The sequence below is a fragment of the Canibacter zhoujuaniae genome (assembly GCF_011752005.1).
In the GTDB taxonomy this organism is placed as follows: Bacteria; Actinomycetota; Actinomycetes; order Actinomycetales; family Microbacteriaceae; genus Canibacter; species Canibacter zhoujuaniae.
In genome coordinates, this window is sequence record NZ_JAAIJZ010000005.1 from 41,854 (window position 1) to 64,114 (window position 22,261).

24 protein-coding genes and 1 tRNA gene are annotated in these 22,261 nt (G+C 55.6%); 18 read left to right on the top strand and 7 right to left on the bottom strand.

What is annotated here, in order from left to right:
- The first annotated feature begins 16 nt into the window (after positions 1 to 16).
- The 4 genes from nucS to tagD are packed head-to-tail and all read left to right on the top strand — an operon-like array spanning position 17 to position 1,796.
- Positions 17 to 709 carry an endonuclease NucS gene (gene nucS, locus HCR00_RS06840; protein WP_166987959.1) on the top strand — a complete coding sequence of 231 codons (693 nt, stop codon included), beginning with the start codon at positions 17 to 19 and terminating at the stop codon, positions 707 to 709.
- 25 nt (positions 710 to 734) lie between these two features.
- Positions 735 to 1,178 carry an SseB family protein gene (locus HCR00_RS06845; protein ID WP_166987957.1) on the top strand — a complete coding sequence of 148 codons (444 nt, stop codon included), beginning with the start codon at positions 735 to 737 and terminating at the stop codon, positions 1,176 to 1,178.
- A 1-nt stretch (position 1,179) separates the two neighbouring features.
- Positions 1,180 to 1,404 carry an SCO4848 family membrane protein gene (locus HCR00_RS06850; protein WP_167143967.1) on the top strand — a complete coding sequence of 75 codons (225 nt, stop codon included), beginning with the start codon at positions 1,180 to 1,182 and terminating at the stop codon, positions 1,402 to 1,404.
- Positions 1,404 to 1,796, top strand: coding sequence for a glycerol-3-phosphate cytidylyltransferase (tagD, locus tag HCR00_RS06855; protein ID WP_167143969.1), 393 nt, complete (start codon positions 1,404 to 1,406; stop codon positions 1,794 to 1,796). Before HCR00_RS06850 ends, tagD begins: the two co-directional genes overlap by 1 nt.
- 15 nt (positions 1,797 to 1,811) lie before the next feature.
- On the opposite strand, the gene HCR00_RS06860 is transcribed toward tagD, so the two are convergent.
- Both HCR00_RS06860 and HCR00_RS06865 read right to left on the bottom strand, forming a co-directional pair.
- Positions 1,812 to 2,585, bottom strand: a complete 774-nt coding sequence (locus HCR00_RS06860; protein WP_167143972.1) for a YggS family pyridoxal phosphate-dependent enzyme — start codon at positions 2,583 to 2,585, stop codon at positions 1,812 to 1,814.
- A gap of 53 nt (positions 2,586 to 2,638) precedes the next feature.
- Positions 2,639 to 4,015, bottom strand: a complete 1,377-nt coding sequence (locus HCR00_RS06865) for an NAD-dependent succinate-semialdehyde dehydrogenase (RefSeq protein WP_167143975.1) — start codon at positions 4,013 to 4,015, stop codon at positions 2,639 to 2,641.
- Positions 4,016 to 4,225: 210 nt separating this feature from the next.
- Here HCR00_RS06865 and HCR00_RS06870 point away from each other — a divergent pair.
- A tRNA-Leu gene (locus HCR00_RS06870) sits at positions 4,226 to 4,309 on the top strand.
- A gap of 57 nt (positions 4,310 to 4,366) precedes the next feature.
- Positions 4,367 to 5,590: a hypothetical protein gene (locus tag HCR00_RS06875; RefSeq protein WP_167143978.1), complete on the top strand. Its 1,224-nt coding sequence runs from the start codon at positions 4,367 to 4,369 to the stop codon at positions 5,588 to 5,590.
- On the opposite strand, the gene HCR00_RS06880 is transcribed toward HCR00_RS06875, so the two are convergent.
- Both HCR00_RS06880 and HCR00_RS06885 read right to left on the bottom strand, forming a co-directional pair.
- Entirely contained in the window at positions 5,587 to 6,921 is a 1,335-nt protein-coding gene (locus HCR00_RS06880) for an APC family permease (protein ID WP_167143981.1), read from the bottom strand. The genes HCR00_RS06875 and HCR00_RS06880 overlap by 4 nt on opposite strands.
- A gap of 29 nt (positions 6,922 to 6,950) precedes the next feature.
- Complete coding sequence (locus HCR00_RS06885) at positions 6,951 to 7,829, bottom strand: carbon-nitrogen hydrolase family protein (protein WP_166987936.1); 879 nt, start codon at positions 7,827 to 7,829, stop codon at positions 6,951 to 6,953.
- A 96-nt stretch (positions 7,830 to 7,925) separates the two neighbouring features.
- Between HCR00_RS06885 and HCR00_RS06890 the strand changes: the two genes are divergently transcribed.
- The 8 genes from HCR00_RS06890 (at position 7,926) to pknB (ending at position 17,932) form a co-directional block, all read left to right on the top strand.
- Positions 7,926 to 8,672, top strand: coding sequence for a FadR/GntR family transcriptional regulator (locus HCR00_RS06890; protein ID WP_167143984.1), 747 nt, complete (start codon positions 7,926 to 7,928; stop codon positions 8,670 to 8,672).
- A gap of 151 nt (positions 8,673 to 8,823) precedes the next feature.
- On the top strand, positions 8,824 to 9,558 hold the full coding sequence (locus tag HCR00_RS06895) for an FhaA domain-containing protein (protein ID WP_167143986.1): 735 nt from the start codon (positions 8,824 to 8,826) through the stop codon (positions 9,556 to 9,558).
- Positions 9,555 to 10,130 (top strand): FHA domain-containing protein FhaB/FipA, encoded by a 576-nt coding sequence (locus tag HCR00_RS06900; RefSeq protein ID WP_167143990.1) that lies wholly within the window; start codon positions 9,555 to 9,557, stop codon positions 10,128 to 10,130. The genes HCR00_RS06895 and HCR00_RS06900 overlap by 4 nt, the downstream gene beginning before the upstream one ends.
- A 5-nt stretch (positions 10,131 to 10,135) precedes the next feature.
- Complete coding sequence (locus HCR00_RS06905) at positions 10,136 to 11,410, top strand: PP2C family protein-serine/threonine phosphatase (protein WP_167143993.1); 1,275 nt, start codon at positions 10,136 to 10,138, stop codon at positions 11,408 to 11,410.
- A complete protein-coding gene (locus HCR00_RS06910; RefSeq protein WP_167143995.1) occupies positions 11,410 to 12,807 on the top strand; it encodes an FtsW/RodA/SpoVE family cell cycle protein in 1,398 nt (465 codons plus the stop codon). Before HCR00_RS06905 ends, HCR00_RS06910 begins: the two co-directional genes overlap by 1 nt.
- On the top strand, positions 12,804 to 14,285 hold the full coding sequence (locus HCR00_RS06915; RefSeq protein ID WP_166987918.1) for a peptidoglycan D,D-transpeptidase FtsI family protein: 1,482 nt from the start codon (positions 12,804 to 12,806) through the stop codon (positions 14,283 to 14,285). Before HCR00_RS06910 ends, HCR00_RS06915 begins: the two co-directional genes overlap by 4 nt.
- Positions 14,282 to 16,153: a protein kinase domain-containing protein gene (locus HCR00_RS06920; RefSeq protein WP_167143997.1), complete on the top strand. Its 1,872-nt coding sequence runs from the start codon at positions 14,282 to 14,284 to the stop codon at positions 16,151 to 16,153. The genes HCR00_RS06915 and HCR00_RS06920 overlap by 4 nt, the downstream gene beginning before the upstream one ends.
- 42 nt (positions 16,154 to 16,195) lie before the next feature.
- A complete protein-coding gene (pknB, locus tag HCR00_RS06925) occupies positions 16,196 to 17,932 on the top strand; it encodes a Stk1 family PASTA domain-containing Ser/Thr kinase (protein ID WP_167144000.1) in 1,737 nt (578 codons plus the stop codon).
- Between the two features lie 119 nt (positions 17,933 to 18,051).
- Here pknB and HCR00_RS06930 read toward each other — a convergent pair whose 3' ends face one another.
- The gene (locus HCR00_RS06930) at positions 18,052 to 18,327 is read right to left on the bottom strand and encodes a cell division protein CrgA (protein WP_166987909.1); all 276 of its coding nucleotides are present in this window, start codon (positions 18,325 to 18,327) and stop codon (positions 18,052 to 18,054) included.
- Positions 18,328 to 18,389: 62 nt separating this feature from the next.
- On the opposite strand from HCR00_RS06930, the gene HCR00_RS06935 reads away from it, so the two are divergent.
- Genes HCR00_RS06935 through HCR00_RS06945 form a run of 3 tightly spaced genes read left to right on the top strand, consistent with a single transcriptional unit; the run spans position 18,390 to position 19,989 of the window.
- Positions 18,390 to 19,169: a class E sortase gene (locus HCR00_RS06935; RefSeq protein ID WP_167144003.1), complete on the top strand. Its 780-nt coding sequence runs from the start codon at positions 18,390 to 18,392 to the stop codon at positions 19,167 to 19,169.
- Entirely contained in the window at positions 19,170 to 19,343 is a 174-nt protein-coding gene (locus HCR00_RS06940) for a hypothetical protein (RefSeq protein ID WP_166987903.1), read from the top strand.
- A gap of 10 nt (positions 19,344 to 19,353) precedes the next feature.
- Positions 19,354 to 19,989 carry an anthranilate synthase component II gene (locus HCR00_RS06945; RefSeq protein WP_167144006.1) on the top strand — a complete coding sequence of 212 codons (636 nt, stop codon included), beginning with the start codon at positions 19,354 to 19,356 and terminating at the stop codon, positions 19,987 to 19,989.
- Here HCR00_RS06945 and HCR00_RS06950 read toward each other — a convergent pair.
- Together HCR00_RS06950 and HCR00_RS06955 are read right to left on the bottom strand one after the other, a co-directional pair.
- Positions 19,986 to 20,912, bottom strand: coding sequence for a rhomboid family intramembrane serine protease (locus tag HCR00_RS06950; RefSeq protein WP_167144009.1), 927 nt, complete (start codon positions 20,910 to 20,912; stop codon positions 19,986 to 19,988). The genes HCR00_RS06945 and HCR00_RS06950 overlap by 4 nt on opposite strands.
- Positions 20,913 to 21,018: 106 nt before the next feature.
- A complete protein-coding gene (locus tag HCR00_RS06955) occupies positions 21,019 to 21,528 on the bottom strand; it encodes a peptidylprolyl isomerase (RefSeq protein ID WP_166987894.1) in 510 nt (169 codons plus the stop codon).
- 220 nt (positions 21,529 to 21,748) lie between these two features.
- Between HCR00_RS06955 and HCR00_RS06960 the strand changes: the two genes are divergently transcribed.
- Positions 21,749 to 22,258, top strand: coding sequence for a DNA/RNA helicase (locus HCR00_RS06960; RefSeq protein WP_166987891.1), 510 nt, complete (start codon positions 21,749 to 21,751; stop codon positions 22,256 to 22,258).
- Positions 22,259 to 22,261 lie beyond the last annotated feature (3 nt).

Sequence of the window (22,261 nt, forward strand, 5' to 3'; positions counted from 1 at the left end):
CGCTACCCTTAAAGGCGTGCGAATTGTTGTTGCAAACTGCTCTGTAGACTATGCCGGTCGGCTCACCTCGCATCTGCCACCAGCACGACGCGCGCTAATCTTAAAGGCGGACGGATCGATCCTCATCCACTCAGACGGCGGCAGCTACAAACCGCTGAACTGGATGAACCCGCCAGCTAGTTTTGAAACACTCACCCCTACCGCAGAGCAGACGGCAGCAGGAATTCAAGAAGTTTGGCAGATCACACAAACAAAAACCGCAGACCGTCTACTAATTTCTATCTATGAAATAATTGCCGATCACGAGTGGTCACTGGGGGTTGATCCTGGTTTACGCAAAGACGGTGTGGAGGCCCACCTGCAGGAACTGCTTGCGGATCAAATTGAGTTGCTTGGCACCGACTTTCAGCTTGTGCGCCGCGAATATATGACCGCAATCGGGCCGGTCGACATTTTGGCGCGCGACGGTGACGGCAGAACCGTCGCGGTTGAGATAAAACGTCGCGGTGAGATTGACGGCGTAGAACAGCTCACCCGCTACCTGGAGCTGATGAATCGCGACCCCAATCTCGCACCTGTGCAGGGTATTTTCGCTGCCCAAGAGATTAAACCGCAGGCGCGCACTCTCGCAGAGGATCGCGGCATCCGTTGTGTCACTCTCGACTATGACGCGATGCGCGGCATAGAAGATATGAACGCACTGTTTTAAACGGCAGAAACGATTAGAGAAGCAAATGAGCGCACCAGAAATAGATCTTCCAAACTACGTCAACCTGCCGGCAGAGAGCGCACTAGACGACCTGTTAACCGCGCCAGATTACGCAAAACTTGCCGCGCTCCTGAATGCGCTGCGCACCGAACAGCTCGTAGTTGATGTGACAGGTGGCACAAATTCAAAGCGAAAAGGGACGCGCACCCGCACCCTGCGCACCGCAAAAGGTCAGCTGGTGCTACCAATCTTCACCTCGATGAATGAACTGCGCAAAGCGGTTGTTAAAGGTGAGGCAAAAGGCGCAATTATGCCGGCTCAAGAAGCGCTAGCGCTGATCCGCACGCAGCCATTTGTCGCAATCGAGCTGAACCCGGGCTCTGCAAAACAGGTTATTTTGCGCAAATTTGTTGAGTTGGTGCTCGGTGGCGAAGAAATTACCGCAAGCAAGTTAGAGGCTGGAGTTTAGTGTGCACATTCTGCTTTCGATTCTGTTGATTATTAACGCAGTGTTTAACTGTGTTGTGTGGCCACCGTTTTTACGTCGGGTGAAGCAGGATCCGCGCGCTTTTGACACCGCTGGTCGCCCAACTCGGTTCTTTAAGGTGCACCTGGTGTTGATTGTTAGCGCTCTAACACTAGCGGCGGCAAGCCTCGTGTGCGGCGTCATCGGGCTGTTGCAGGGAGCAAACTAATGCGGCGCATTCTCACATACGGCACATTTGACCTACTGCACTGGGGGCATATTCGCCTCTTGAAGCGCGCACGGGCACAGGGCGATTATTTAATTGTCGCGCTGTCTACTGAAGAGTTCAATGCGGGCAAGGGTAAACGCACCTACCACGACTATGAGACGCGGAAAAAAATGCTTGAAGCGGTGCGTTACGTAGATTTAGTGATTCCTGAGGAGCGGTGGGATCAGAAAGTCTCCGACGTTAAGCGCTATGAGATTGACGCGGTTGTAATGGGGGCCGATTGGACCGGTGATGAGCGCTTCGAGATCCTCCGCGAGCACTGCGAGCTCATATTTCTAGAGCGCACAGAGGGCATTTCAACCACAAAGATTAAAGAGGAACTCGGGCGATAACCGGCCCGATGCAGGTTAGTTGGTGCCCGCCGCACCCGGCCAGTAGTAGGAGTCTGGGTATTTGCGGGATCCGAAAATTGCCTGCCCGACGCGCACGCAGTTTGCGCCCTCAGCTATTGCAAGCTCGTAATCACCCGACATGCCCATCGAAAGCAAACCCGACCCAATCAAGTCACCGTGGGTTAAGAGCGCACGATCCCGAATCTGACGCAGCAGTTCAAAGCATGTGCGCACGCGGTCACTATCGTCACTGAATATCGCCAGGGTCATAAAGCCCTGCACTTTTAGGTTCGGGTAGTTTGGCAGGGTGTCTAAAAAGGCGTCAACATCTTGCGGGTCGAGACCAAATTTTGACTCTTCTGCGCTCGTGTTCACCTGCACATAAACCTCTAGGTCTCGCTCGACCATCTCCAGACGGCGCTGCAAGGCCTCTGCGAGACGCACCGAGTCGAGTGCCTGAAATTCAGCCGCAAACTCAGCGACGTCTTTTGCTTTGTTGCGCTGCAGATGACCGATGACCGCCCACTCCAGCTGGTCGTTCGTGGCCTCTCGCATGTTCTGCCACTTACGTTTCGCCTCTTGCACTTTGTTTTCTCCGAGGCGAGTAGCTCCGGCGGCAACGGCGTTAAACAGGCGCTCTTCCGGCACAGTTTTGCTCACCGGCAGCAGACGCACCTCATCGCGCGCACGCCCGGCAGCTTTGCAGGCGGCTGCGATCTTTTCTTCAACCACCGCGAGGTTGTGTTTAAAATCTTCAACGGTCTCAGCCGCTGCATAGTTGATAGTCATTGTCTTAATTACTCCGGGTTGCTGTTACTGAAATGATTAGTTAGCGTCGTTTTTTAGTCTGCGATGAAAAAGAATCGCTTATTAGCAAACTCACCAATTCCCAATGGTCCCATCTCGCGCCCAAAGCCGGAGCGTTTTACTCCGCCAAATGGGAGCTCAGCGGCCTCGGCTGCAATTGTGTTCACGTGCGCCATTCCGCACTCTAACTGGCTGGCAACCTTGCGCGCACGCGCCTCATCGGTGGAGAACACCGAGCCTCCCAGGCCGAGCGCGCAGTCGTTGGCAACTTCCAGCGCCTCTGCATCGCTCGACACTTTATAAACGGTAGCAACCGGACCGAAAATCTCTTCCCGGTATGCTTTGCTGTCGCGGCTCACATTGGTTAGCACAGCGGGTGAGTAGTATGCGCCTGCGCCTTCAGAAAGCACCCCGCCAGCAACCAGAGTTGCTCCTTCAGAGACCGCCGCTCGCACCTGCTTATCAACGTTCTCAGCCGCCGCACGGCTAGACAGCGGCACAAACTCGCCATCACCAAGATTTAACGGATCACCCGGCTGCAAGCCGTCAGCCAAACGCTGCAGCTCAGCAACGAACTCATCATAGATTGTGTCCATCACAATGATGCGCTTGTTTGAGTTGCACACCTGCCCAGCATTGTAGGTGCGGAAATCCCACGCCTGCTTCGCCACCTCTGCGACACTGTCAGCATCGAGCACCACCATCGCATCTATGCCGCCGAGTTCGAGCACGCACTTTTTTAAGTGTTTGCCCGCTTGCGCGCCGATAATCGCACCCGCTCTCTCGGAGCCGGTGAGAGAAACTCCCTGCACGCGCGGATCTGCGATGATGTTAGCGATCTGCTCGTGTGTCGCAAAAATATTCTGATAACCGCCGACGGGCACGCCCGCCTGTTCAAAAATCTCCTGCACTAAAAGGGCCGATCCCGCGCACACTTCTGCGTGTTTTAGCAGAATCGTGTTGCCGAGCAGCAGGTTTGGCGCGGCAAAACGCGCGACCTGATAATAGGGGAAGTTCCACGGCATAACGCCAAGCAGCACACCGAGCGGAAGATGCTCAATGTAGGCTTTGCCCGGCACTGTGCTCGGAATTTCATAGTCGGTGATCAAGCCGGGGCCGTACACACCGTAGTAGTCAATAATGCTGGCGGCAAACTCGACCTCTTCGCGCGACTCCTGCAGCTCTTTTCCCATTTCGATAGAGATAGCGCGCGCGAGCTCTTCACCACGCTCTGTAAAAATCTCTGCGACACGACGCACAACCTTTGCACGCTCTTGCACACTCTTTGTGCGCCATTCCCGATAAACAGCGTCGGCGCTGGTGATAGCCTCTGCCGCCTGCGCGTCAGTTAGCGCATCGAAAGTTTTAAGAATCTCGCCGGTTGCCGGGTTTTGTGTGCGGTATTGAGACATCTTTATCATTCCTTAAAATAGGGTTGACGCCACTGAATTTACCGGGTTAACCGCGCCCGGTAAGCGTCTCTAGCTGCTAGCTAAGTTACCACCCGGATATATGAGTTTCCATCAGCCTTAGCCCGCCATCGCAGAAACCAGCATAAAATTTGCAACCGCTTGCCGCCACCTGGTAAAATTCGATAGTTGTCTCCATTGAGGGTGGCAAACGCGCGAGTGGCGGAATTGGTAGACGCGCTGGCTTCAGGTGCCAGTGCCCGCAAGGGCGTGGGGGTTCAAGTCCCCCCTCGCGCACAGATGTTGTGATGGTTTGCTCAGGGTTTGCGCCCGGGTCAGACTAGGCTATTTTGCATGGTAAAGGCAAAGACTAAACCGATCGCTGAGCAGCATATCGCCGTGTTTGGCACGGCTCGCAGCGGTAAAACCACTCTGCTGTCGGCGTTCTACGGGATTACGCAGGAGGCGGGATACCTCCGAGATAAGCCATACACAGTTGTGCCAAGCAATCACGGCGAGGCGGCAGAGCTTAAGCGCAACTACACAAAGGTGCGCGACAGTGGCGCATTCCCAGAGGTCACCGACAGGCTTGGCGCACACGAACATCGCTTTTCGGTATTTTTACGCAACGACATCACCACGGGTCTTTTCGGCCGCACAAGAGAAATCACCCCCACTAAAAACTCCAAGCCGTTTGCAGCAATGCAGCTGGTGTGGCACGACTATCCGGGTGAGTGGTTAGAAGAACTACCCACCGACGAGGCGGAGCGCGCAAAGCGCATCAGCACGCTAAAAACGATGCTCACCGCACAGGTTGCGCTGCTGCTCATAGACGGTCAAAAGCTGGCGGATCACACAGGTAACGAGGGTTCGTATCTGCGCGAGGCGCTCAGCACCTACAACCGAGCCCTGGTGGACGCACGCGACGATATTCTCGAAAATGGGAAACAGCTGCTTAAGTTTCCACGCATTTGGGTTATCGGTCTAAGCAAGGCAGACCTTTTGCCGGATGTCACTGCTGCGCAGCTTCGTAAACTGATCTTGCGCCACGCGAGCGATGAGATTGCCGCCCTGCATGAAACGATCAAGACATATGCAAAGGTCGATAAGGCGCTCTCTGTTGGTGAAGACTACCTACTGCTTTCAACCCACCCAGACACGCTGCAGCAGATAACGACCGACAGTCATAAAGGGCGCGGCAGATCCAATCTCCCGAACGGCTTAGAAATTCTGTTGCCGTTAGCGGCGGTGCTCCCGTTTGAACGGCACATGAAATGGGCGAAACGTCTGGCTCTTCCGGCACCGCTAACAAGCATGCTCGTGCAAGGCGCAAGCTTTGCTGCTCTGGCTTTGTTCAGCGGCAAAATTAAGGTGCTGCCCGCTCCGCTGCGGTGGGCTTTCTCACTGCTCGGATCGGCTGGCGTTGAGCGCGGGATTCGCTATGCCGGAGACCGCCTGAAAGAAACCACCGAGGGCTCTAAACAGCGTTCAAAGGTTTTGGAGCTCGCGCTCGATAATTTCCAGCGTGAGATTGAAAAGGCGGAGGCCAACGGCGTCCTGTTGCACAGCAAAATTTAAGACGCGCGCCCGGCAACCTGCAGCTCAGGCGGCTGTTTCGTAAAACCACGGGTTGTGGCAGCTAAAATCACCGCACCCACTAACAACCAGACGCTGCCGAGTATCAGCGCATTGCTGTCGAGCTGCAGCATTAAATAAATAATTACAAGAAAACCAATCGCTGGGAAAACAATATAGAGCAGCGGATTTAGTCGCTGGTCCTTACGATTTTTAGCCCAGTAAACAATGACCGACAGGTTTACCATCGCAAAGGCGGTAAAGGCACCAAAATTAATAAACGATGTCGAAGTGGCAACGTCCATAAAGATCGCAATCAACCCCACAGCCGCAATTGCGGCAATGCTGAAAACAGGGGTTCTGGTTTTCTCGCTTAGGATCCCAAAAAATTTTCCAGGTATCGCACCGTCCCGCCCCATCGCAAACAGCAGGCGGCTGCCCGCAGCCTGCGCCGCAAGCCCTGAGGTGAACTGTGCAATAACCAGGGCGGCAACAAACACCGCACTGAAGAATGCCCCGCCGATCCGCTCTGCAATTTCGAAACCTGCTGCGTCTTGATTTTCAAAAATTCCGCCCGGGTGCACAAGCTGCACAGCGTATGAGACCACGACGAAAATTCCGCCGCCAATCAGCGCTACAAGCATAATTGCGCGCGGCACAGTTTGGCGCGGATTCACAGTTTCTTCAGTCAGAGTTGTGACCGCATCAAACCCAAGAAATGCGTACGCTGCAACCGCCGCCCCAGCTGCGATCGCGCCGATACTTGCCCCCGAACCGGTGAACGGTGCGAGTGAGAAAACACCGGCTGCGCCCTTCTCACTCACAACAGCAGCGAGTGAGAAGGCCACAAACAGCACTATTACGAGTGTCTGGAAGCTCATCAGCACCAAATTAATTTTGTCGGCAACTTTGAGCCCAATAATATTTAGGGTCGTAGTTAGGATAATGAAGGCCAAGATCCAAACCCAAATTGGCACAGCGGGAAATTGCGCCTGCAGATATGAACCGCCGATAAGCCAAATAACCATCGGCAGGAAGAGATAATCAAGCAGGGTCACCCAACCAACCAGGAACCCTACCCGACCGTCAATCGTGCGCCGCACATAACTGTATGCACTGCCCGATACCGGATAGGCAGCCGCCATGCGCCCATAACTTGCGGCGGTGAAGAGCATTGCCCCCAGCGCAAGTAAATATGCGCTAGCGCTGGCGCCTGCGGATGTCGAGGCGATAACACCGAAAATACCAATAACGATCAAGGGTGTTAGATATGCCAGCCCGAAAAGAACGAGTGAGCGCAGATTTAGGGTTCGTTCGAGGGTTGTGTTAGTCAAGATTGCTCCGTTGCACTGTGTGTTGATGGTTATTTTTCGTGGTGTTTTTTGGGCTGCCAGTGTGCCGGTCTAATTGCGCCACCGTACATTGGCAGTGGAATCTCAGGGTCAGCTGCGTGAAAATGCGACCAGGGGCGGGTTGCTCCCGCAGTGCCGAGGCGGCGCACACGCCGGTTGATTTCCGTATCAACTGCAACCACGAGGGTCTCTTGATCCGTCCCTGCTTGGGCGAGCACCTCTCCCTCAGGGCCAACCGCGATACTTTTCCCCTGCCCGATTGGGCCGGCGCAGTTGATGCTTAGAAAATAAACCTGGTTTGCGATAGCGTTTGCGCGCGCCAGCACTAACTCCTGTTCGCGATCTGGTGTAGTGGTTTTTACGACGTTTAAAATCACATCGGATCCCAACCAAGCAAGCTGTCTGGTGTGCTCAGGGAACCAGCTGTCGTAACAGTTTGAGAGACCGAACTCGATGCGCTCCGCGTTAAAGGTGACAAATTCTGTGCCATAGTCGTGGGGCTCATCGGGCCGCCAGGGAAACATTTTGCGATAGTGGGTAACCAGATTTCCTTGCGGATCAAACACCAACTCGGTGTTGTAATACTTGCCACCTGCAGTAATTTCGCCGATGCTGCCCGGCACAAGCCAGATTTTATGCTGCTGCGCGACCGCTCCGATCTCACGTATAAAGTCGCTCTTTAAACTCACGGCGAGGCTCCGCAGTGCGCTATCTCGCTGCGCTTCTGGCAGAGCATGTGCGTCATGCAAGTGCATTTCCGGGTAGACCAGCAGGTTGATTTGCGGGTGCGCTGCCAGCGTCGCAGCAACGTCTGCGGCAAACTCAGGCAGTCCACTCCCAAACGGCAACGGGTGGCGTTGCGCCAATCCAATGGTTAGTTTGCCAGTCATAGCGGCCCCCTTGTCGCTGTGTTCGCGCCTCAGTACTCTTAAGTGATCAATATGATCATAAATGAGTATATGTGATATCCCGCTAAACTCAACAGCATGACTGAAGCTCTAGGGGCGGTGCACTTCAAGCAAGCTCTCCCTGCGGTACTCGAGTTAGCGCCCGGCGCAGCGCACAGAAGTCGGCTGTCTGCCGTTGAAACGGTGCGCGCCAGAATTATTCTCGCAATCGAGCACGGTCTGCTGCAGCCAGGAAACAAGCTACCCGCACTTGAAGAGATCGCGCAGGGGCTAGAGGTCAGCATTATTACCGCCAGACGGGGTTTAGAGTCGCTCGTCACTGACGGCTACCTGCTGCGCAAACGCGGCAGAGGGGGCGGCACATTTGTCGCCGATCCTCCCCCAAGCGCAAAAGACACAGCGGTAGCGGCCTTCCGTGCTGATAATGCCGCGATCAACTCCCTAATAGATCAGCGCAGCCTCATGGAATCTGCCATTGTGCACGCCGCCGCTTTAAACGCAACTCCGGCAGACTGCGAGCTGCTCGAAAAATTCATTGCCGATTCAGCGGCCGCACCCGGATGGATCGAGCACGCAAAACCCGATATGGCCTTCCATCGGCACATCGCAAAAATTAGCGGCCTACCCGAGACTGACACATATCTAGCCGTCTATACGGCGCTGCACAATTACTTTGTTCCCTACCCGCAAGAGCAGCTCGAACACGGACTCGATGAACACCGGCAAATAGTTGCTGCACTTAAAAAACACGACCCTGTTGCAGCGGTCGCAGTGGCCCGCAAGCACATTGACGCGCTGCGTCACGAAATGTTCATTGCGCTCTAACGACAACAGATTCTCACAGCAGCACCTAAGCCGCAAGGTTACAAGTTGACTACAGAACACCAGAAATAGGCGAAAAAACAGCTCTTCGGATCGGTATTTCCAGCCAAAGAAGGTAGCATCGAAAGTTGATCCATGCTTTTAAGGAGGCGAGATGGGACTGTTAGACGGCATTGAGCGAGGTCTTGAGCGTGCCGTAAACGGTGCTTTTGCCCGCACATTCCGCGCCAGTGTGCAGCCCGTTGAGCTCGCAGCTGCGCTGAAACGTGAGCTTGATGTAAAAGCGGTTGCAGTAGACCGCGACCGCGTCCTCGCACCCAACATTTTCACCTTCGAATTAGCGACGGCAGATCTCGCACACCTCGAACAGATCGGCCAAACACTCGACGACGAGCTGCGTCGCGTGGTCACCAATCACGCATCTGAGCAGGGCTACCAGTTAATAGGGCCGGCGGTTATTGAGCTGCGTGCCGATGAGCACACCCCCACAGGCACTTTTGAACTAAAGTCGCACAAACCGAGCAATAGCGTCAGCTGGGCGGCAACCCTAGACCTTGAGGGGCAGCGTCACCCGCTCAAGCTCGGCACAACAATTATCGGCCGCGGTTCTGCCGCCGATATCAAGATCAGTGACAGCGCCGCCAGCCGCCAACACCTCCAAATAGATTGGGACGGCAAACGGGCAATCGCTCGAGACCTTGGTTCAACCAACGGGTCGAAAATCGAGGGGCAGCGTTTTCAAGAAGTGCAACTGCACCCCGATTCTGTCGTCTACATCGGCCAGACCCCTCTAACATTCCGGTTCACCCCAACCGCCGATCCCGCAGTCGGGTCGCACAAACCGACCCCTACTCGATCCGCCAACAGCTCTTTCTGGGAGGGCGCATGAGTGAGCTTACTTTCATAATCATTCGCATCGCATTCTTAATCGTGCTGTGGCTCTTCGTTTTCGGCACAATCTACGCGCTGCGCAGCGATCTGTTTGGTGCGCCCGTGCGGCGCGTGCGTGACGACAGCGCAGCCGCAGTCCTCAAAGCGCCAAGTCTGGCACCAGCGGGAGCCTCCGCGCCACAGCCCGCCCCGCAGCGTAGCGCCACATCTGGCGGTGCCAGCGCGGGTGTCACGCAGTCGAACAGTGACGACGAGCTTCCGTCAGCGGGCACAACCGGGCCGGCTCGCCGTCTTGTGATCACCTCAGGTGTGGCTAGCGGCACCGAGATAACTCTCGACGAAGAGATCGTGACCATCGGCCGATCCGCAGATTCAACCCTCGTAATCGTCGATGAATACACCTCAACCCACCACGCAAAGCTAGAGCGCCTCAGCAACGGCTGGCGCCTAGTCGATCTCGACTCAACAAACGGGACAAAGGTTGACGGCACCCGCATCACCGGCGCGGTAGACCTTAAGACTTTCACTCCGGTAACTATCGGGGCTACTTCATTCGAGTTGAGGCCGTAACCAACGTGACCCTGAACTTTGACGCCGCAATCGCCTCGCACGTAGGCCTCGCCCGCAGCAATAACCAAGACTCCGGGTTTTCTGGCGCGCACCTCTTCTTTGTGGCAGACGGCATGGGAGGGCACGCAGGAGGCGATGTTGCAAGCGCAACCGTCACCCGTTTCGTTGCCGACGCAGACGCCACCGCAAAACAGTTTGAAACCGCCGAAGATGCCTCTGAAGCGCTCCGTAAGCAACTGCTGAAGGCAAATCTGAAACTCGCTGAGAAGGTTGAAGAACGTCCGGAACTCTCCGGTCTTGGCACCACCTTCTCCGGCTTCTTCACCGTCGGAAACCAGCTTGGCGTCGCCCACATTGGGGATTCCCGCCTCTACCTCTTCCGCGACGGCAAGTTGCGGCAGATCACTTCAGACCACACATTCGTGCAAAAACTGATCGACGCGGGGCAGATAACCGAAGATGAGGCGCGCGTGCACCCCCGCCGTTCAGTGCTGATGCGAGTGCTCGGCGATGTTGACTCACGGCCCCTGATCGACACTGAAGTGCTTGACGCTGAGGCGGGCGATATCTACCTGCTGTGCTCAGATGGTCTCTGCGGCTATGTCGACGAAAAAACAATCACCAACGAATTGCGTCGTGAGTTGGGTCTCCAGCAGACCGTCGACAACCTCATCGACCGCACTCTCGAGGTGGGTGCACCAGATAACGTCACCATCGCGCTTGTGCGGGCAAGTGCCGCCCCCAAACCTGTTGCGGGCGAGCTCGCCGACACTGCCACCCTGCCGGTCACTAAGTTCGTTGGTTCAGCCGCGCGAGACGGCGACGACTCGGCTCTGCAAACTTCAACTCAGCGCACGCGTATTCTAAACCGCCGTAGGCGCAAAGTTGCGCCCGCCCCCGAAGCACACTTCGAGCCAAAAGTTGATGAGTATCTCGCAGAACTCATCGCAGAAACAAAACGCCGCACCTGGCGGCGCCGGGCAATCTGGGCACTCGGCGCAATGGTCGCCATTGCACTCGCGCTAAGTGTTATCTTTGTCGGTTACCAGTGGGTGCAATCACGCTACTACGTTGGAACTGACGGCGTTAACGTCATCATCTACCAGGGCATTCAGGCAGATCTCGGCCCTATTTCTCTCAACAAAGAGGAAGAGAACACAAGCATCCCGCTGGGTGAGCTCGGCATCTATGAACGCATCCAGGTTGAGCGCACAATCAGCGCCAACTCACTCACAGAGGCACGCGATATCGTGCTGCGTTTGAGCGGAGGAAGTGAATAATGACCACCGAAACCGCACAACGTGACTTTGCGAGCGCCACGCGCAGTGAGAATGTGCTGCAGCGCCTCACCGCAATTCGTGCGCCACGTAAATTGCGTGCGCTCGAGTTTGTGCTGCTCCTGGCTGTGATTGCAATAGGTATCGGCGCTATCGTTATCGTCGACCTGACAGTCAAAGAAACTCTCAGCACCGCTTTGCTTATTCCCGGTGCGGCATATATTGCAATTCTTTTCGGCCTGCACCTTGTGGTTCGCAGAATCACACCAGATGCCGACCCACTGATTATGCCGCTTGCGGCGATCCTCAACATACTGGGCATCGTCATGATTTACCGCATTGAAATATCCGGTGAGGTGCGTGACCTGCCGGGAGCTGCGGCGCGTCAAATTTTATGGTCGATAATTGCAATGGTCGCCACCGGTGCACTCGTGTGGCTTTTGAAGAACCACCGCACACTGCTGCGATACACCTATATTTTCGGGCTAGTGGGCGTGCTGCTGTTAGTTCTGCCCCTCGTTCCAGGTATCGGCCACGCTGCTGGCGGTGCGCAACAGTGGATTCGGATCGGCAGTTTCTCCTTCCAGCCTGTTGAGCTGGCAAAAATCGCGCTTGCGATCTTCTTTGCCAGCTACCTTGTGCGCAACCGCGATGCGCTCTCGCTGGTGGGGCGCAAAATCGGCCCGGTCAGGTTACCGCGAGCGCGCGACCTCGGCCCACTGCTGATTGTGTGGCTGATCGCTATGGGCATCCTTATTTTTCAGCGTGAGCTTGGCACCTCGGTGCTCGTGTTTGGCCTGTTCCTTGCGGTGCTCTACGTCGCTACCGGTCGTATTGGGTGGGTGTTGATCGGTCTCTCACTGTTCCTTGTGGGTGGGTTTATTGCTGCGCAGACTTTTAGCTACGTTGGGGCGCGCTTCAATAACTGGTTGCATCCTTTCCGCGACCCGCAGGGTGCCAGCTATCAGCTCGTGCAGGGTTTCTTCGGCATGGCTAATGGCGGGATCACAGGCACGGGCTTAGGCGCCGGATATCCGCAAATCACGCCTCTCTCATACAGCGATTACATCTTCCCGAGCGTTGCTGAAGAGCTCGGCCTGGTGGGCGCATTCATGATTCTCACCACATATTTGATACTGGTGGCTCGCGGTATGCGCATTAGTTTCGCGGTGCAGGACGATTTCGGTAAACTTCTCGCGCTTGCCCTCGCGTTCACTATTACGCTGCAGGTGTTTGTGATTGTTGGCGGTGTGACCGGCATTATTCCGCTGACAGGTCTCACCACTCCTTTCCTCGCCGCCGGTGGTTCATCGCTGCTGTCTAACTGGTTAATTGTTGGCCTGCTGCTGCTGATGTCAAACGCTATTCGAAACCGTCCGAAGTTGGTGATCCGCGCATGAATAAACAGTTGAAGCGCGTTACCCGCGTTATTTTCGCACTATTTTTGGCTCTCTTTTTAGGGGTTTCGATGGTGCAGTTTGTGCGAGCTGATGAGTATCGCGCAAACGAGCTAAACGAGCGCTCTCACCGCAACGCTTTTCTTGTTGAACGCGGCACGATTCTTGTTGCGGGTCAGCCTGTGGCCTATTCGATCCCCACCAACGACACATTCCGTTTTCAACGGCAGTATCCAAACGGTGAGCTTTATGCGCCAATTACCGGGTATTTTTCGCACTATCAAGGCTCTTCCGGTATCGAGCAGGCTGAGAATCAGGCGCTTTCTGGGGTTGCCAGCAATCAGTTCTTTACTCGTATTCAGCGTGTGCTGTCCGGCCAGCCGCCGATGGGCAGCGCGGTTGAGCTGACTATTGATCCGGTCGCGCAGCAAAAAGCGTTTGAGAGTTTGCAGGGAATGAAGGGCGCGGTTGTTGCGCTGGACGCTGAAACCGGCGCGATTCTCGCCATGGCTTCCACTCCGAGCTATGATCCAAACACTCTGTCGTTGAACAACAACGCCGAGGTCATCGAAAACTATTCGGCGCTTGAGCAGAACCCTGATAAGCCGCTGTTTAACCGTGCCGTTAGCGGTGATCTCTACACGCCAGGATCTGTGTTTAAGATCATCACTGCTGCGGCGGCTCTCGAGAGTGGTAAATACACCCCCGACAGTTCTCTTGATGACGCTGCGGCCTTCACCCTGCCTGGCACTTCTTCTGTGATGCGCAATGCCAGCCGCGGGGTGTGTGTAAACGGTGAGAAGGCGACCGTTACCGAAGCGTTTGTGCGCTCCTGCAATATTCCGTTTGCTGAGTTGGCGGGTGGGCTAGAGGCAAACGCCATCCAAGATATGGCTGCAAAGTTTGGTTTTGGAAACGAAATTCAGGTGCCGTTACGGGTAGCGCCGAGCACAGTGGGCGCTCCGAGTGACGCAGCGCAGCGCGCGATCACCGCAATTGGCCAGCTTGATGTGCGAGTCACCCCGCTGCAGATGGCGCTGATTAGCGCGACTGTCGCAAACGGTGGCGAGATGATGCAGCCAACACTGGTAGAGCGCGTCATCACCCCAGATTTCCGGGTTGAGTCACAGCGTGAGGAAAGTGTGCTTGCAACCCCGATCTCAAAAGTCACTGCTGCGCAGCTCAAAGCGATGATGCAGGCCGGTGTTGTCGACCCTGCTGGCTTGGCGCGTAACGCTGCAATTTCCGGCGCTGTCGTCGGTGGCAAAACAGGCACCGCAGAGATTGGCAACGATGCGGCGGGCAATCCTCTCCCCTACAATCTTTGGTTTACCGGTTTTGCCGAGCGTGACGGGCGCAAAATTGCCGTTGCGGTGGTGGTCGAAGAGGGCGGCGGTGCCGCACACAATTTCTCTGCCTTAAGCGGTGATGTACCTACAAGCATTGGACAACAAGTGATGGAAGCGGTGTTGAGCGAATGAGACCTACAGCGGGAATTATCTTCGGTGGCCGTTACGAGCTGAGCTCACGAATCGCCACAGGCGGTATGGGTGAGGTCTGGAAGGCGAGTGACAGCGTCATCGGTCGCACAGTCGCGATCAAGATTCTAAAAGACGAGTACATGGGTGATCCAGGCTTCCTGGAACGCTTCCGCGCTGAGGCGCGGCACGCTGCGCTCGTCAACCATGAGGGCATCGCGAACGTATTTGACTACGGTGAAGAGCAGGGCTCTGCCTACATCGTGATGGAGCTGGTGCCGGGTGAGCCCCTGTCGTCGATCATCGAACGTGAGGGAAAGCTGCCCGCTAACCGGGTGCTCGGTATCATTGCGCAGACTGCTACCGCGCTGCAGGCTGCGCACGATGCCGGTCTCGTGCACCGCGATGTGAAACCGGGCAACCTGCTGATCACGCCCGAAGGTCGCGTGAAGATAACAGATTTCGGGATCGCCCGCATCGCCGATCAGGTGCCGCTCACCGCTACCGGGCAGGTGATGGGAACCGTCCAGTATCTCGCACCTGAGCAGGCTTCAGGGCAAATCGCGACCGCCGCCACCGACATTTACTCACTCGGTATTGTCGCATACGAGTGCCTCGCTGGCCGCCGCCCCTTCACCGGCGAAAGTCAGGTTGCGATCGCAATGGCGCAGATAAACGACACACCGCCTGATCTACCTGCTGAGGTGCCGGTTGCCGTGCGCAACTTGGTTTACAGCTGCCTAGCAAAAAAGGCTGCGGATCGGCCAGGAACCTGCGCAAAACTTGCCCGTGCGGCCACAGCTTTGCACCGTGGCGACGTTAATGCAGCGGCGGCGGTTGTGCCCCAGGTGCTTGGCGCTGCCGCAGCAGACACAGCTAACGATGCAGCAACCACTGTAATGCCGGCACAAACCTCCGCGCAGACGCAACTGCTGCAGCCACCGGCTGGGAACGATGCGACGACTGTCGCGCTCCCTCGCACGAGCGCCGCAGCTGGCGCACCCCTCGGGGCGGCTGCCGGAATGACGAGCGCGGCTCCTGCCGCAGCGAGCGTAAACGGCGCCGCTAACCAAGCTGAGCCGCAAGAAAAAAAGAAAAGCCCGTGGCGCTGGCCGCTTATTGCTCTGCTAGTGTTCCTCCTGCTTATTGGTGGCGGCACACTGTGGGCGGTGACAAACGCGAATCAGAATAGCAAGCCTGAGCCGGCCCCAACCGCCCCGAAGAAACCGGAAAAGAAGACCGAAGAAGAGAAAGACAGTGCTGCTATTACCGGCGCTGATTATGTCGGTCAAACCTGTGAGGCAGCGCTTGCAGCGTTACAGGCTAAAGGTTTCACCAACATTGTTTGTGAGGAGGGCAGCCCAGTCGTTGATGCGGAGGCGGGCACTGTGCTCAGCGTCAGCCCAACCGGTCAGGATGTGCCGCTAACTCAGGCAATCACCCTCACCGTTGGCGCACGCTACGCCGACACACCAAACCCGTCCGGTGTGGCAACCGTCACCTCGGGCACTACCGTGCGTGTTGGTGACACCTACACGGTCAGCTGGCCCGACCAGCGGGCACTCTGCCAGACCGGTCTCAGCCTGACCGGTTACCGCATCCTCGTTGAGGGTAATTCAAGCGTTGTGAAAGAGCCGGGCGCCCAGGTCAGCGCAACTCTGCGCGCTGACAACACTCCTGGCACAAGCCGCGTCGCTTTCGCCGCTGTGTGTGGCCGAGACGGTGTTTCTGAGCGCCAATCACCGTGGTCAGAGTTTGCAAACATCAACATCCAGGAAGCTGCGCCCGCGCCAACTCCTACACCAACCCCAGCGCCTGACAACAATGGCGATAACGGGAACGGTGCCGGCAATGGCGGAACCGATAACTAAGTTAGACAATTAACGCCGATCCGCAAGAAAGTTTTAAGGGAAGTGAACGAGAAACCGCACACAACAGCAACCCGCACCCTTGCCGACCGGTATGAACTTGGTGAGTTTATCGGCCAGGGTGGCATGGCAACCGTGTACCGCGGGGTTGACACTAAACTCGGGCGCCAGGTTGCGGTGAAGATCATGAAAGCTGATCTCGCCGACGATGAAGAGTTCCGTGAGCGGTTTCATAGGGAGGCGCAGAACGCTGCCCGCATGACGCATCCGAGCATTGTGCGCGTGTATGACGCTGGCAACGATCTGATTCAAACGGCTGCCGGCGCCAAGCAGCTGCCGTTTATCGTCATGGAATATGTTGGCGGGCGCAATCTCAGACAGCACCTCGCTGAGGGTGGTGTGAGTGTTGAAGAGGCTTATCGCATCACTAATTCTGTGCTCACCGCACTAGAGTATTCACACCGCGCAGGTATTGTGCACCGTGATATTAAGCCTGCAAACATTATGGTCACCCCTGAGGGGCGGGTGAAGGTGATGGACTTCGGGATCGCGCGGGCGGTATCCGATACCTCAAGCTCCCTGCAGCAAACAACGCAAATTCTTGGCACTGCCGCCTATTTCTCGCCTGAGCAGGCAAAGGGTGAGACTGTCGACACACGCACCGACCTTTACGCTACCGGCATCATGCTCTACGAAATGCTCACCGGATCGGTGCCGTTTAAGGGCGAATCTGCCGTCGCGGTTGCCTATCAACACGTGAGTGAGCGCCCGCGGCCACCACGCGATCTGCGCCCTGAGCTGAGTGAGCCCTTAAGTCGCGTAGTTTTGCACTCGCTAATTAAGGATAAGAATCGCCGCTTCCAGTCGGCGAACGAATTTCGGACTGCGCTGCAGGCGGCGATGCGCGGCGAGATGCCTCAGCTTGGCAATGATGATGTCGAAACTATGGCGCTCGGGCCAAGCAGCGCAACCACGCAGGCAGTTACTGAGCGACAGATTGCCCGGCAGGGGGCGCGGCATGTGGAGACTCGCCCACCACGCACTTGGATTTGGTTGCTCGGCTGTGCGCTTGTGACGGTTGTTGCAGCGGTTGCGCTGTGGCTGATTTTCCTGTCTCCGAAAGAAATTTTTGCTTCAAACACTCGTGTTGTGCCCGATGTTGTTAACGTGGAGCGCGAACTCGCAATAAAAGAGATTGAAGATTTAAACCTTGTTGTTGTAACCGCTGATGAGCCGAGTGACACGGTAGCTGTCGGTAAAGTCACCCGCACCGATCCGGTGAGTGGCACGGAGGTGACTAAGGGTGATGCGATAACCGTTTATATTTCGAGCGGCCCTGACGGACACAATATTCCGAGTATCGAGGGGCAGCAAATTGAAGATGCCACAGCACAGCTTGAAGAGCTGGGTTTTGTTGTTGGCACGGTAACCGAGCGTGACGATCCAAGCTCACCAAAGGGTTTGGTGCTGGAGGTGACTCCGGCTGTTGGCACTTTTATAAAAACCGGTGGCTCGGTAGCGCTTACTGTTTCTAGTGGCGCGGTTGATGTGCCCGATGTGAAGGGGCAGTCTCTCGCCGCTGCGCGTGCAATCTTGAACAATATGGGTTTGACTGTAGTGCCGAAGCCTTTAGAGTGTGCGGTCACCTCAGAAGACAGCCTGTCTGTTGTTGAGCAGTCGATTGTTGGTAAGGCGCCACAGCGCAGCTCAGTCGAGATTGGTTACTGTGTTGGCACCGCGCCAGCACCCGCAGACGGTGACGCAGACAGCGGAAATAACTAATATCACCGCTGTTTAAGCACCTGGGCAGGTCTCTGTCTCGCTAGTTATCAACAGCTTATTAACAAGCTGGGGAGAATTACACCGATGTAATTCTGCTGTTCGCGACTCTAAAGGTGACCCTAGCGCCAGCGGGTGGTCATAAAGAAACCGGCCATTATCAGGCCAAAGCCCACCAGAATGTTCCACTGCCCGAGCTGTGGCACAGGCAGCGCCAGGGTAGCACTGGTGATGTAGTAGACAACGATCCAAAGCAGACCAAGAATCATCAAACCGAGCATAACCGGCTTGAACCAGACCGGATTTGGCAGTGGGTCACCGTTTCGTTCCGCCAGTTCGCGGGCGTTACGTCGGTCAACTGCCGCCTGCTCACGCTTCGAAAGTTGTTTTTCAGACATGCTTGTTATTTTACGGTAAACTCACGATTTTATGTTCCTGCCGTTGGCATACAATTGAATTTATGTCTCGTACGCGTGCAAAACTCTCCCCCTTCACCGTCATAGGTGAGCTACTTTTGCTCGGCGGTCTGGGAGTCTTTGGATTTCTGCTCTGGCAGCCGTGGTACACCGCAAACGTTGTGGCGGTAGCACAGAGTCATGTGGCAACAAACATATCTGCGCAGTGGGTTAATGCCGAACCACGCAAATTTGAGGGCGAGATTCCGGTGCCTGTGCCAAACAGTGACACCGGCGTCTTCGGCATTCTTTACGTTCCCGCGTTCGGAGACAACTGGGCAAATCAGCTCGTCACCAACCGCCCAATGAACCCTGTAATGGACGATAGCGCCTTCGGGATCGCGCACTACCAAGACACCGCACTGCCGGGCCAAAAAGGTAATGTCGCTTTCGCTGCGCACCGTTCAGGCGGGCACATCACCCCCTTCCGCGATGTTGATTTCTTGCGCGTTGGCGATCCAATCTTTATTGAAACCGCCGACGGCTGGTTTACCTACCGCTTCCGTTCTGCAGAGTATGTGCTGCCGGACGGAGTCGGGGTGCTAAACCCGATGCCGCACATTCCCGATATTTATGCCGATCAGGATATTCTCACTTTCACAACCTGTAATCCAAAGTATTGGGGCGCTGACGAGCGGATGATTGCCTACTCGGTGTTTGAAAGCTTCACCCCCCGCGTCGACGGCCCACCAGCCGAGTTGGCGCAGGTGAATTCAAATGTTGCAGAGTCTGCTAAATCTCACAGCAGCGCTACAACTCATTTTGCATCGAGAAGGGGTCACTAAGTGTTTTCGCTTATTTGGAGATTTTTTCCCGGCCCAGCCTGGGCGCGTGTGCTGGCGATGCTCCTGATTGCCGCGGTGCTTGTGTGGGCACTTGTGTTCTATATTTTTCCGGCGATCCAGGAACTAATTCCACCACCGCTCTCAGCACTCGATGATCCAAACGTCCAACAGTAGCGGAGCAAATATGACTCGAATTCTAGTTATCGATAACTACGACAGTTTTGTCTACACGCTGGTCGGCTACATCAATGAGTTGGGCGCCGAGACCGTGGTGCTCAGAAATGATGAGATCACAGCAGCAGAGCTTGCGGATCGCCTGCCCGAGTTTGACGGCATCTTACTGTCTCCAGGGCCGGGCAACCCGGCACAGGCCGGCGTTACTGTGCCAGCGGTGTCGATTGCTGCCGCGCAACAAAAACCACTGTTGGGGGTGTGCCTCGGGCATCAGGCGCTAGCTGAAGCATATGGCGCGACTGTGACGCACGCAGAAGAACTGATGCACGGTAAAACCAGTCGGGTGACACACACGGGTGATGATTTCTTTGCCGACGTGCCCGAAGTCTTCACTGCCACGAGATACCACTCACTCGCGGTGCTGAAATCAACGATGCCCGCAGAGCTTGTGGAAACTGCGGCGACTGAGAGCGGTCTAATTATGGCGCTGCGCCACCGTGACCTGCCCCTTTTTGGGGTGCAGTATCACCCGGAGTCGGTGATGACTGAACACGGCTATCTGCAGTTAGGTAATTGGCTTGAGATAGTTGGTCTTAAGGGTGCTGCTGCACGGGCAAAAAAGCTGAGCCCGCTCATCACCAACTAATTAATCGCTGCTGCTCCCAGCATAAATACAGACGGACTCACGAAGTAGAAGAGCACATGCAGTGCCAGTAGCACGCCCGTAACGGTTAAGAATGCGAGAGGGGTTTTGCGGGCTTTGCCGCGTTCATGCAAAGCTGTGAGCAGCCACATCAGCGCACCGCCGATGATTAGGCCTCCCAGATGTGCCTGCCATGAAATGTTCAGGCCCGGCAGAAAACCGATCGCGAAGTTAATAACGATCATCAGCACCAGGCCACCAGCGTTTACTCTGATCCGTTTCATCACAACCACGGTTGCCGCAAGCACACCAAAGAGTGCGCCCGACGCACCAACGGTTGCAGTTACTGCCGAGGCCGGGTCAAAAAGACTCCACAGCATCACGAAGGTGGATCCGCCAAGCCCCGAGAGCATAAAAAGCCACAGGAAGTTGCGGTGCCCGATCAATCGTTCAAGCTGGCGACCGAACAGCCACAGCGCGAGCATATTGAAGGCGATGTGGGTGATGCCGCCAGTGGAGTGCGTGAATATCGAGGTGAGAGATCGCAGCGGCTCGAAATAATACGGTGACGACGCAATGGGCACGTATGCGAGCAGGCCGGTCACCCCCGGGATTACTGACTGTGCGAGCCACACAAGCACGCATATGCCGATTATGGAATATGTCACAAACGGGTTATCTCGGTCAAAAAACTTTCGAGACCCAGAGCGTATGCTGCTCTGCAGCTGCGCACCGCGCGAAGGCTGTGCAGCTGCTGCGCAATCAGGGCAGAGCACACCAACCGGCCCCGGTATCTGACAGTCACCGCAGACGGTGCACCCGCAACGCTGACAGAGCGTAAACGATGTTACCTGGGGGTGTCGGTAGCAAACATCACTGGCGTCTGGGTTTGCAGCTTCACCGTACTGCGGCCGGCTGGTGTTCAAGCTCTAAGTCCTATCTGAGTTAATCTTTAGCCGGTTTGCCGCGCTAATTTAAAACCCAAGTAAAACGGATTTAATATCCGGTAGCCAAATAGTTAAGGCTTGTTAGTTAGAGAGCCTCAACAGTTACTGCGGTCATCACAACATCCTCAACAGGGCGATCCTGCGCACCGGTTGCAACAGACTCGATTGCGTCAACAACCGCCTGCGAAGCCTCGTCTGCGACCTCACCGAAGATGGTGTGCTTACCCGTCAGGTAACCGGGCTCACTTGTTGTAATAAAGAACTGCGAACCATTAGTGCCCGCTAAGCGTCCGGTCATGTCGGGGCGCTTACCGGCGTTGGCCATCGCAAGCTGATACTTCTTGTTAAAAACAAGCTCCGGGTGAATCTCATCATCGAAGGTGTAGCCTGGCCCGCCCATGCCGGTGCCGGTTGGGTCACCTCCCTGGATCATGAAGCCCTGAATGATGCGGTGGAAGATCACACCGTCGTAAAAACCCTTTTCAGCCAGATCGACAAAGTTCTTCACCGTCTTTGGTGCGTGATCACCAAAAAGGTTAACGGTGATGTCACCGTGATTGGTTGAAATAGTTGCTTTATGAGTTGCATTAGTCATAGTTACATAGTGTAAACAAACAGTGTCTGACTTATCTCAGTAAACAGCCACTAGCGAACAAAATTAATCGCAAACCCAAGCAGCGTTCTGTCGGTTTTATTCTGTTGCACCGCTCAGAAAGTGCTGATAGCTAGAGACTTTCCTACAAATTAGAGGATTTGCTCAGACTCACCTTGTACCATGTATTAACGAGAAATAACAACCCCTTTTGGAGGACAACATGTCACTCTCACGCAAACGTCGTCGTGAACTTAAAAAGCTTAACAAGCTCGCTAACGGTCTGCTGCAGGAGCAGCGCGAGGTGCTCGGTCACGCGGGTGTTGTGCTGGCAGAGGCTGGTCACCAAGCTCGCAAACTCGGTAATGAGCACCTTCTCCCACGCGTTGAGGGCGCTTACAATTCAGTTCGCCCAGCGGTTGAAACAGGTGTAGGCGCTGTGCGTTCAGTGTGGAATCGTTTCACCAAGGCTGCTACTCCGGTTGCTGCGAGCGCGCTGAGCAAAACTGTTAATGCGCTTGAGCAGGCTGAGCAGAAAGAGCTCGCTGATCGCCTTGCGCGTCTCGGTGTGAAGAGCGGTTTGATCAAGCGCAAGCGCCGTGTTGTGGGCGGCATCTTTGCTGCGGTTGCTGGCGCTGCTGCGGTTGCTGCAGTTGGTTACACCCTCTTCCAGGCTTTCCGCGATGATGAAGAGGTTTGGGTCGCGCCAGAGAGCGACGAAGCCTCTAACTAATAG

Coding starts and splice junctions, on each gene's coding strand:
- HCR00_RS06915 (WP_166987918.1), top strand. CDS start 12,804: ATGAATAAACAGTTGAAGCGCGTTACCCGCGTTATTTTCGCACTATTT.
- HCR00_RS06920 (WP_167143997.1), top strand. CDS start 14,282: ATGAGACCTACAGCGGGAATTATCTTCGGTGGCCGTTACGAGCTGAGC.
- HCR00_RS06960 (WP_166987891.1), top strand. CDS start 21,749: ATGTCACTCTCACGCAAACGTCGTCGTGAACTTAAAAAGCTTAACAAG.
- HCR00_RS06865 (WP_167143975.1), bottom strand. CDS start 4,015: ATGTCTCAATACCGCACACAAAACCCGGCAACCGGCGAGATTCTTAAA.
- HCR00_RS06955 (WP_166987894.1), bottom strand. CDS start 21,528: ATGACTAATGCAACTCATAAAGCAACTATTTCAACCAATCACGGTGAC.
- HCR00_RS06930 (WP_166987909.1), bottom strand. CDS start 18,327: ATGTCTGAAAAACAACTTTCGAAGCGTGAGCAGGCGGCAGTTGACCGA.
- HCR00_RS06875 (WP_167143978.1), top strand. CDS start 4,367: ATGGTAAAGGCAAAGACTAAACCGATCGCTGAGCAGCATATCGCCGTG.
- tagD (WP_167143969.1), top strand. CDS start 1,404: ATGCGGCGCATTCTCACATACGGCACATTTGACCTACTGCACTGGGGG.
- HCR00_RS06895 (WP_167143986.1), top strand. CDS start 8,824: ATGGGACTGTTAGACGGCATTGAGCGAGGTCTTGAGCGTGCCGTAAAC.
- HCR00_RS06900 (WP_167143990.1), top strand. CDS start 9,555: ATGAGTGAGCTTACTTTCATAATCATTCGCATCGCATTCTTAATCGTG.
- HCR00_RS06935 (WP_167144003.1), top strand. CDS start 18,390: ATGTCTCGTACGCGTGCAAAACTCTCCCCCTTCACCGTCATAGGTGAG.
- HCR00_RS06885 (WP_166987936.1), bottom strand. CDS start 7,829: ATGACTGGCAAACTAACCATTGGATTGGCGCAACGCCACCCGTTGCCG.
- HCR00_RS06860 (WP_167143972.1), bottom strand. CDS start 2,585: ATGACTATCAACTATGCAGCGGCTGAGACCGTTGAAGATTTTAAACAC.
- HCR00_RS06945 (WP_167144006.1), top strand. CDS start 19,354: ATGACTCGAATTCTAGTTATCGATAACTACGACAGTTTTGTCTACACG.
- HCR00_RS06845 (WP_166987957.1), top strand. CDS start 735: ATGAGCGCACCAGAAATAGATCTTCCAAACTACGTCAACCTGCCGGCA.
- HCR00_RS06910 (WP_167143995.1), top strand. CDS start 11,410: ATGACCACCGAAACCGCACAACGTGACTTTGCGAGCGCCACGCGCAGT.
- HCR00_RS06890 (WP_167143984.1), top strand. CDS start 7,926: ATGACTGAAGCTCTAGGGGCGGTGCACTTCAAGCAAGCTCTCCCTGCG.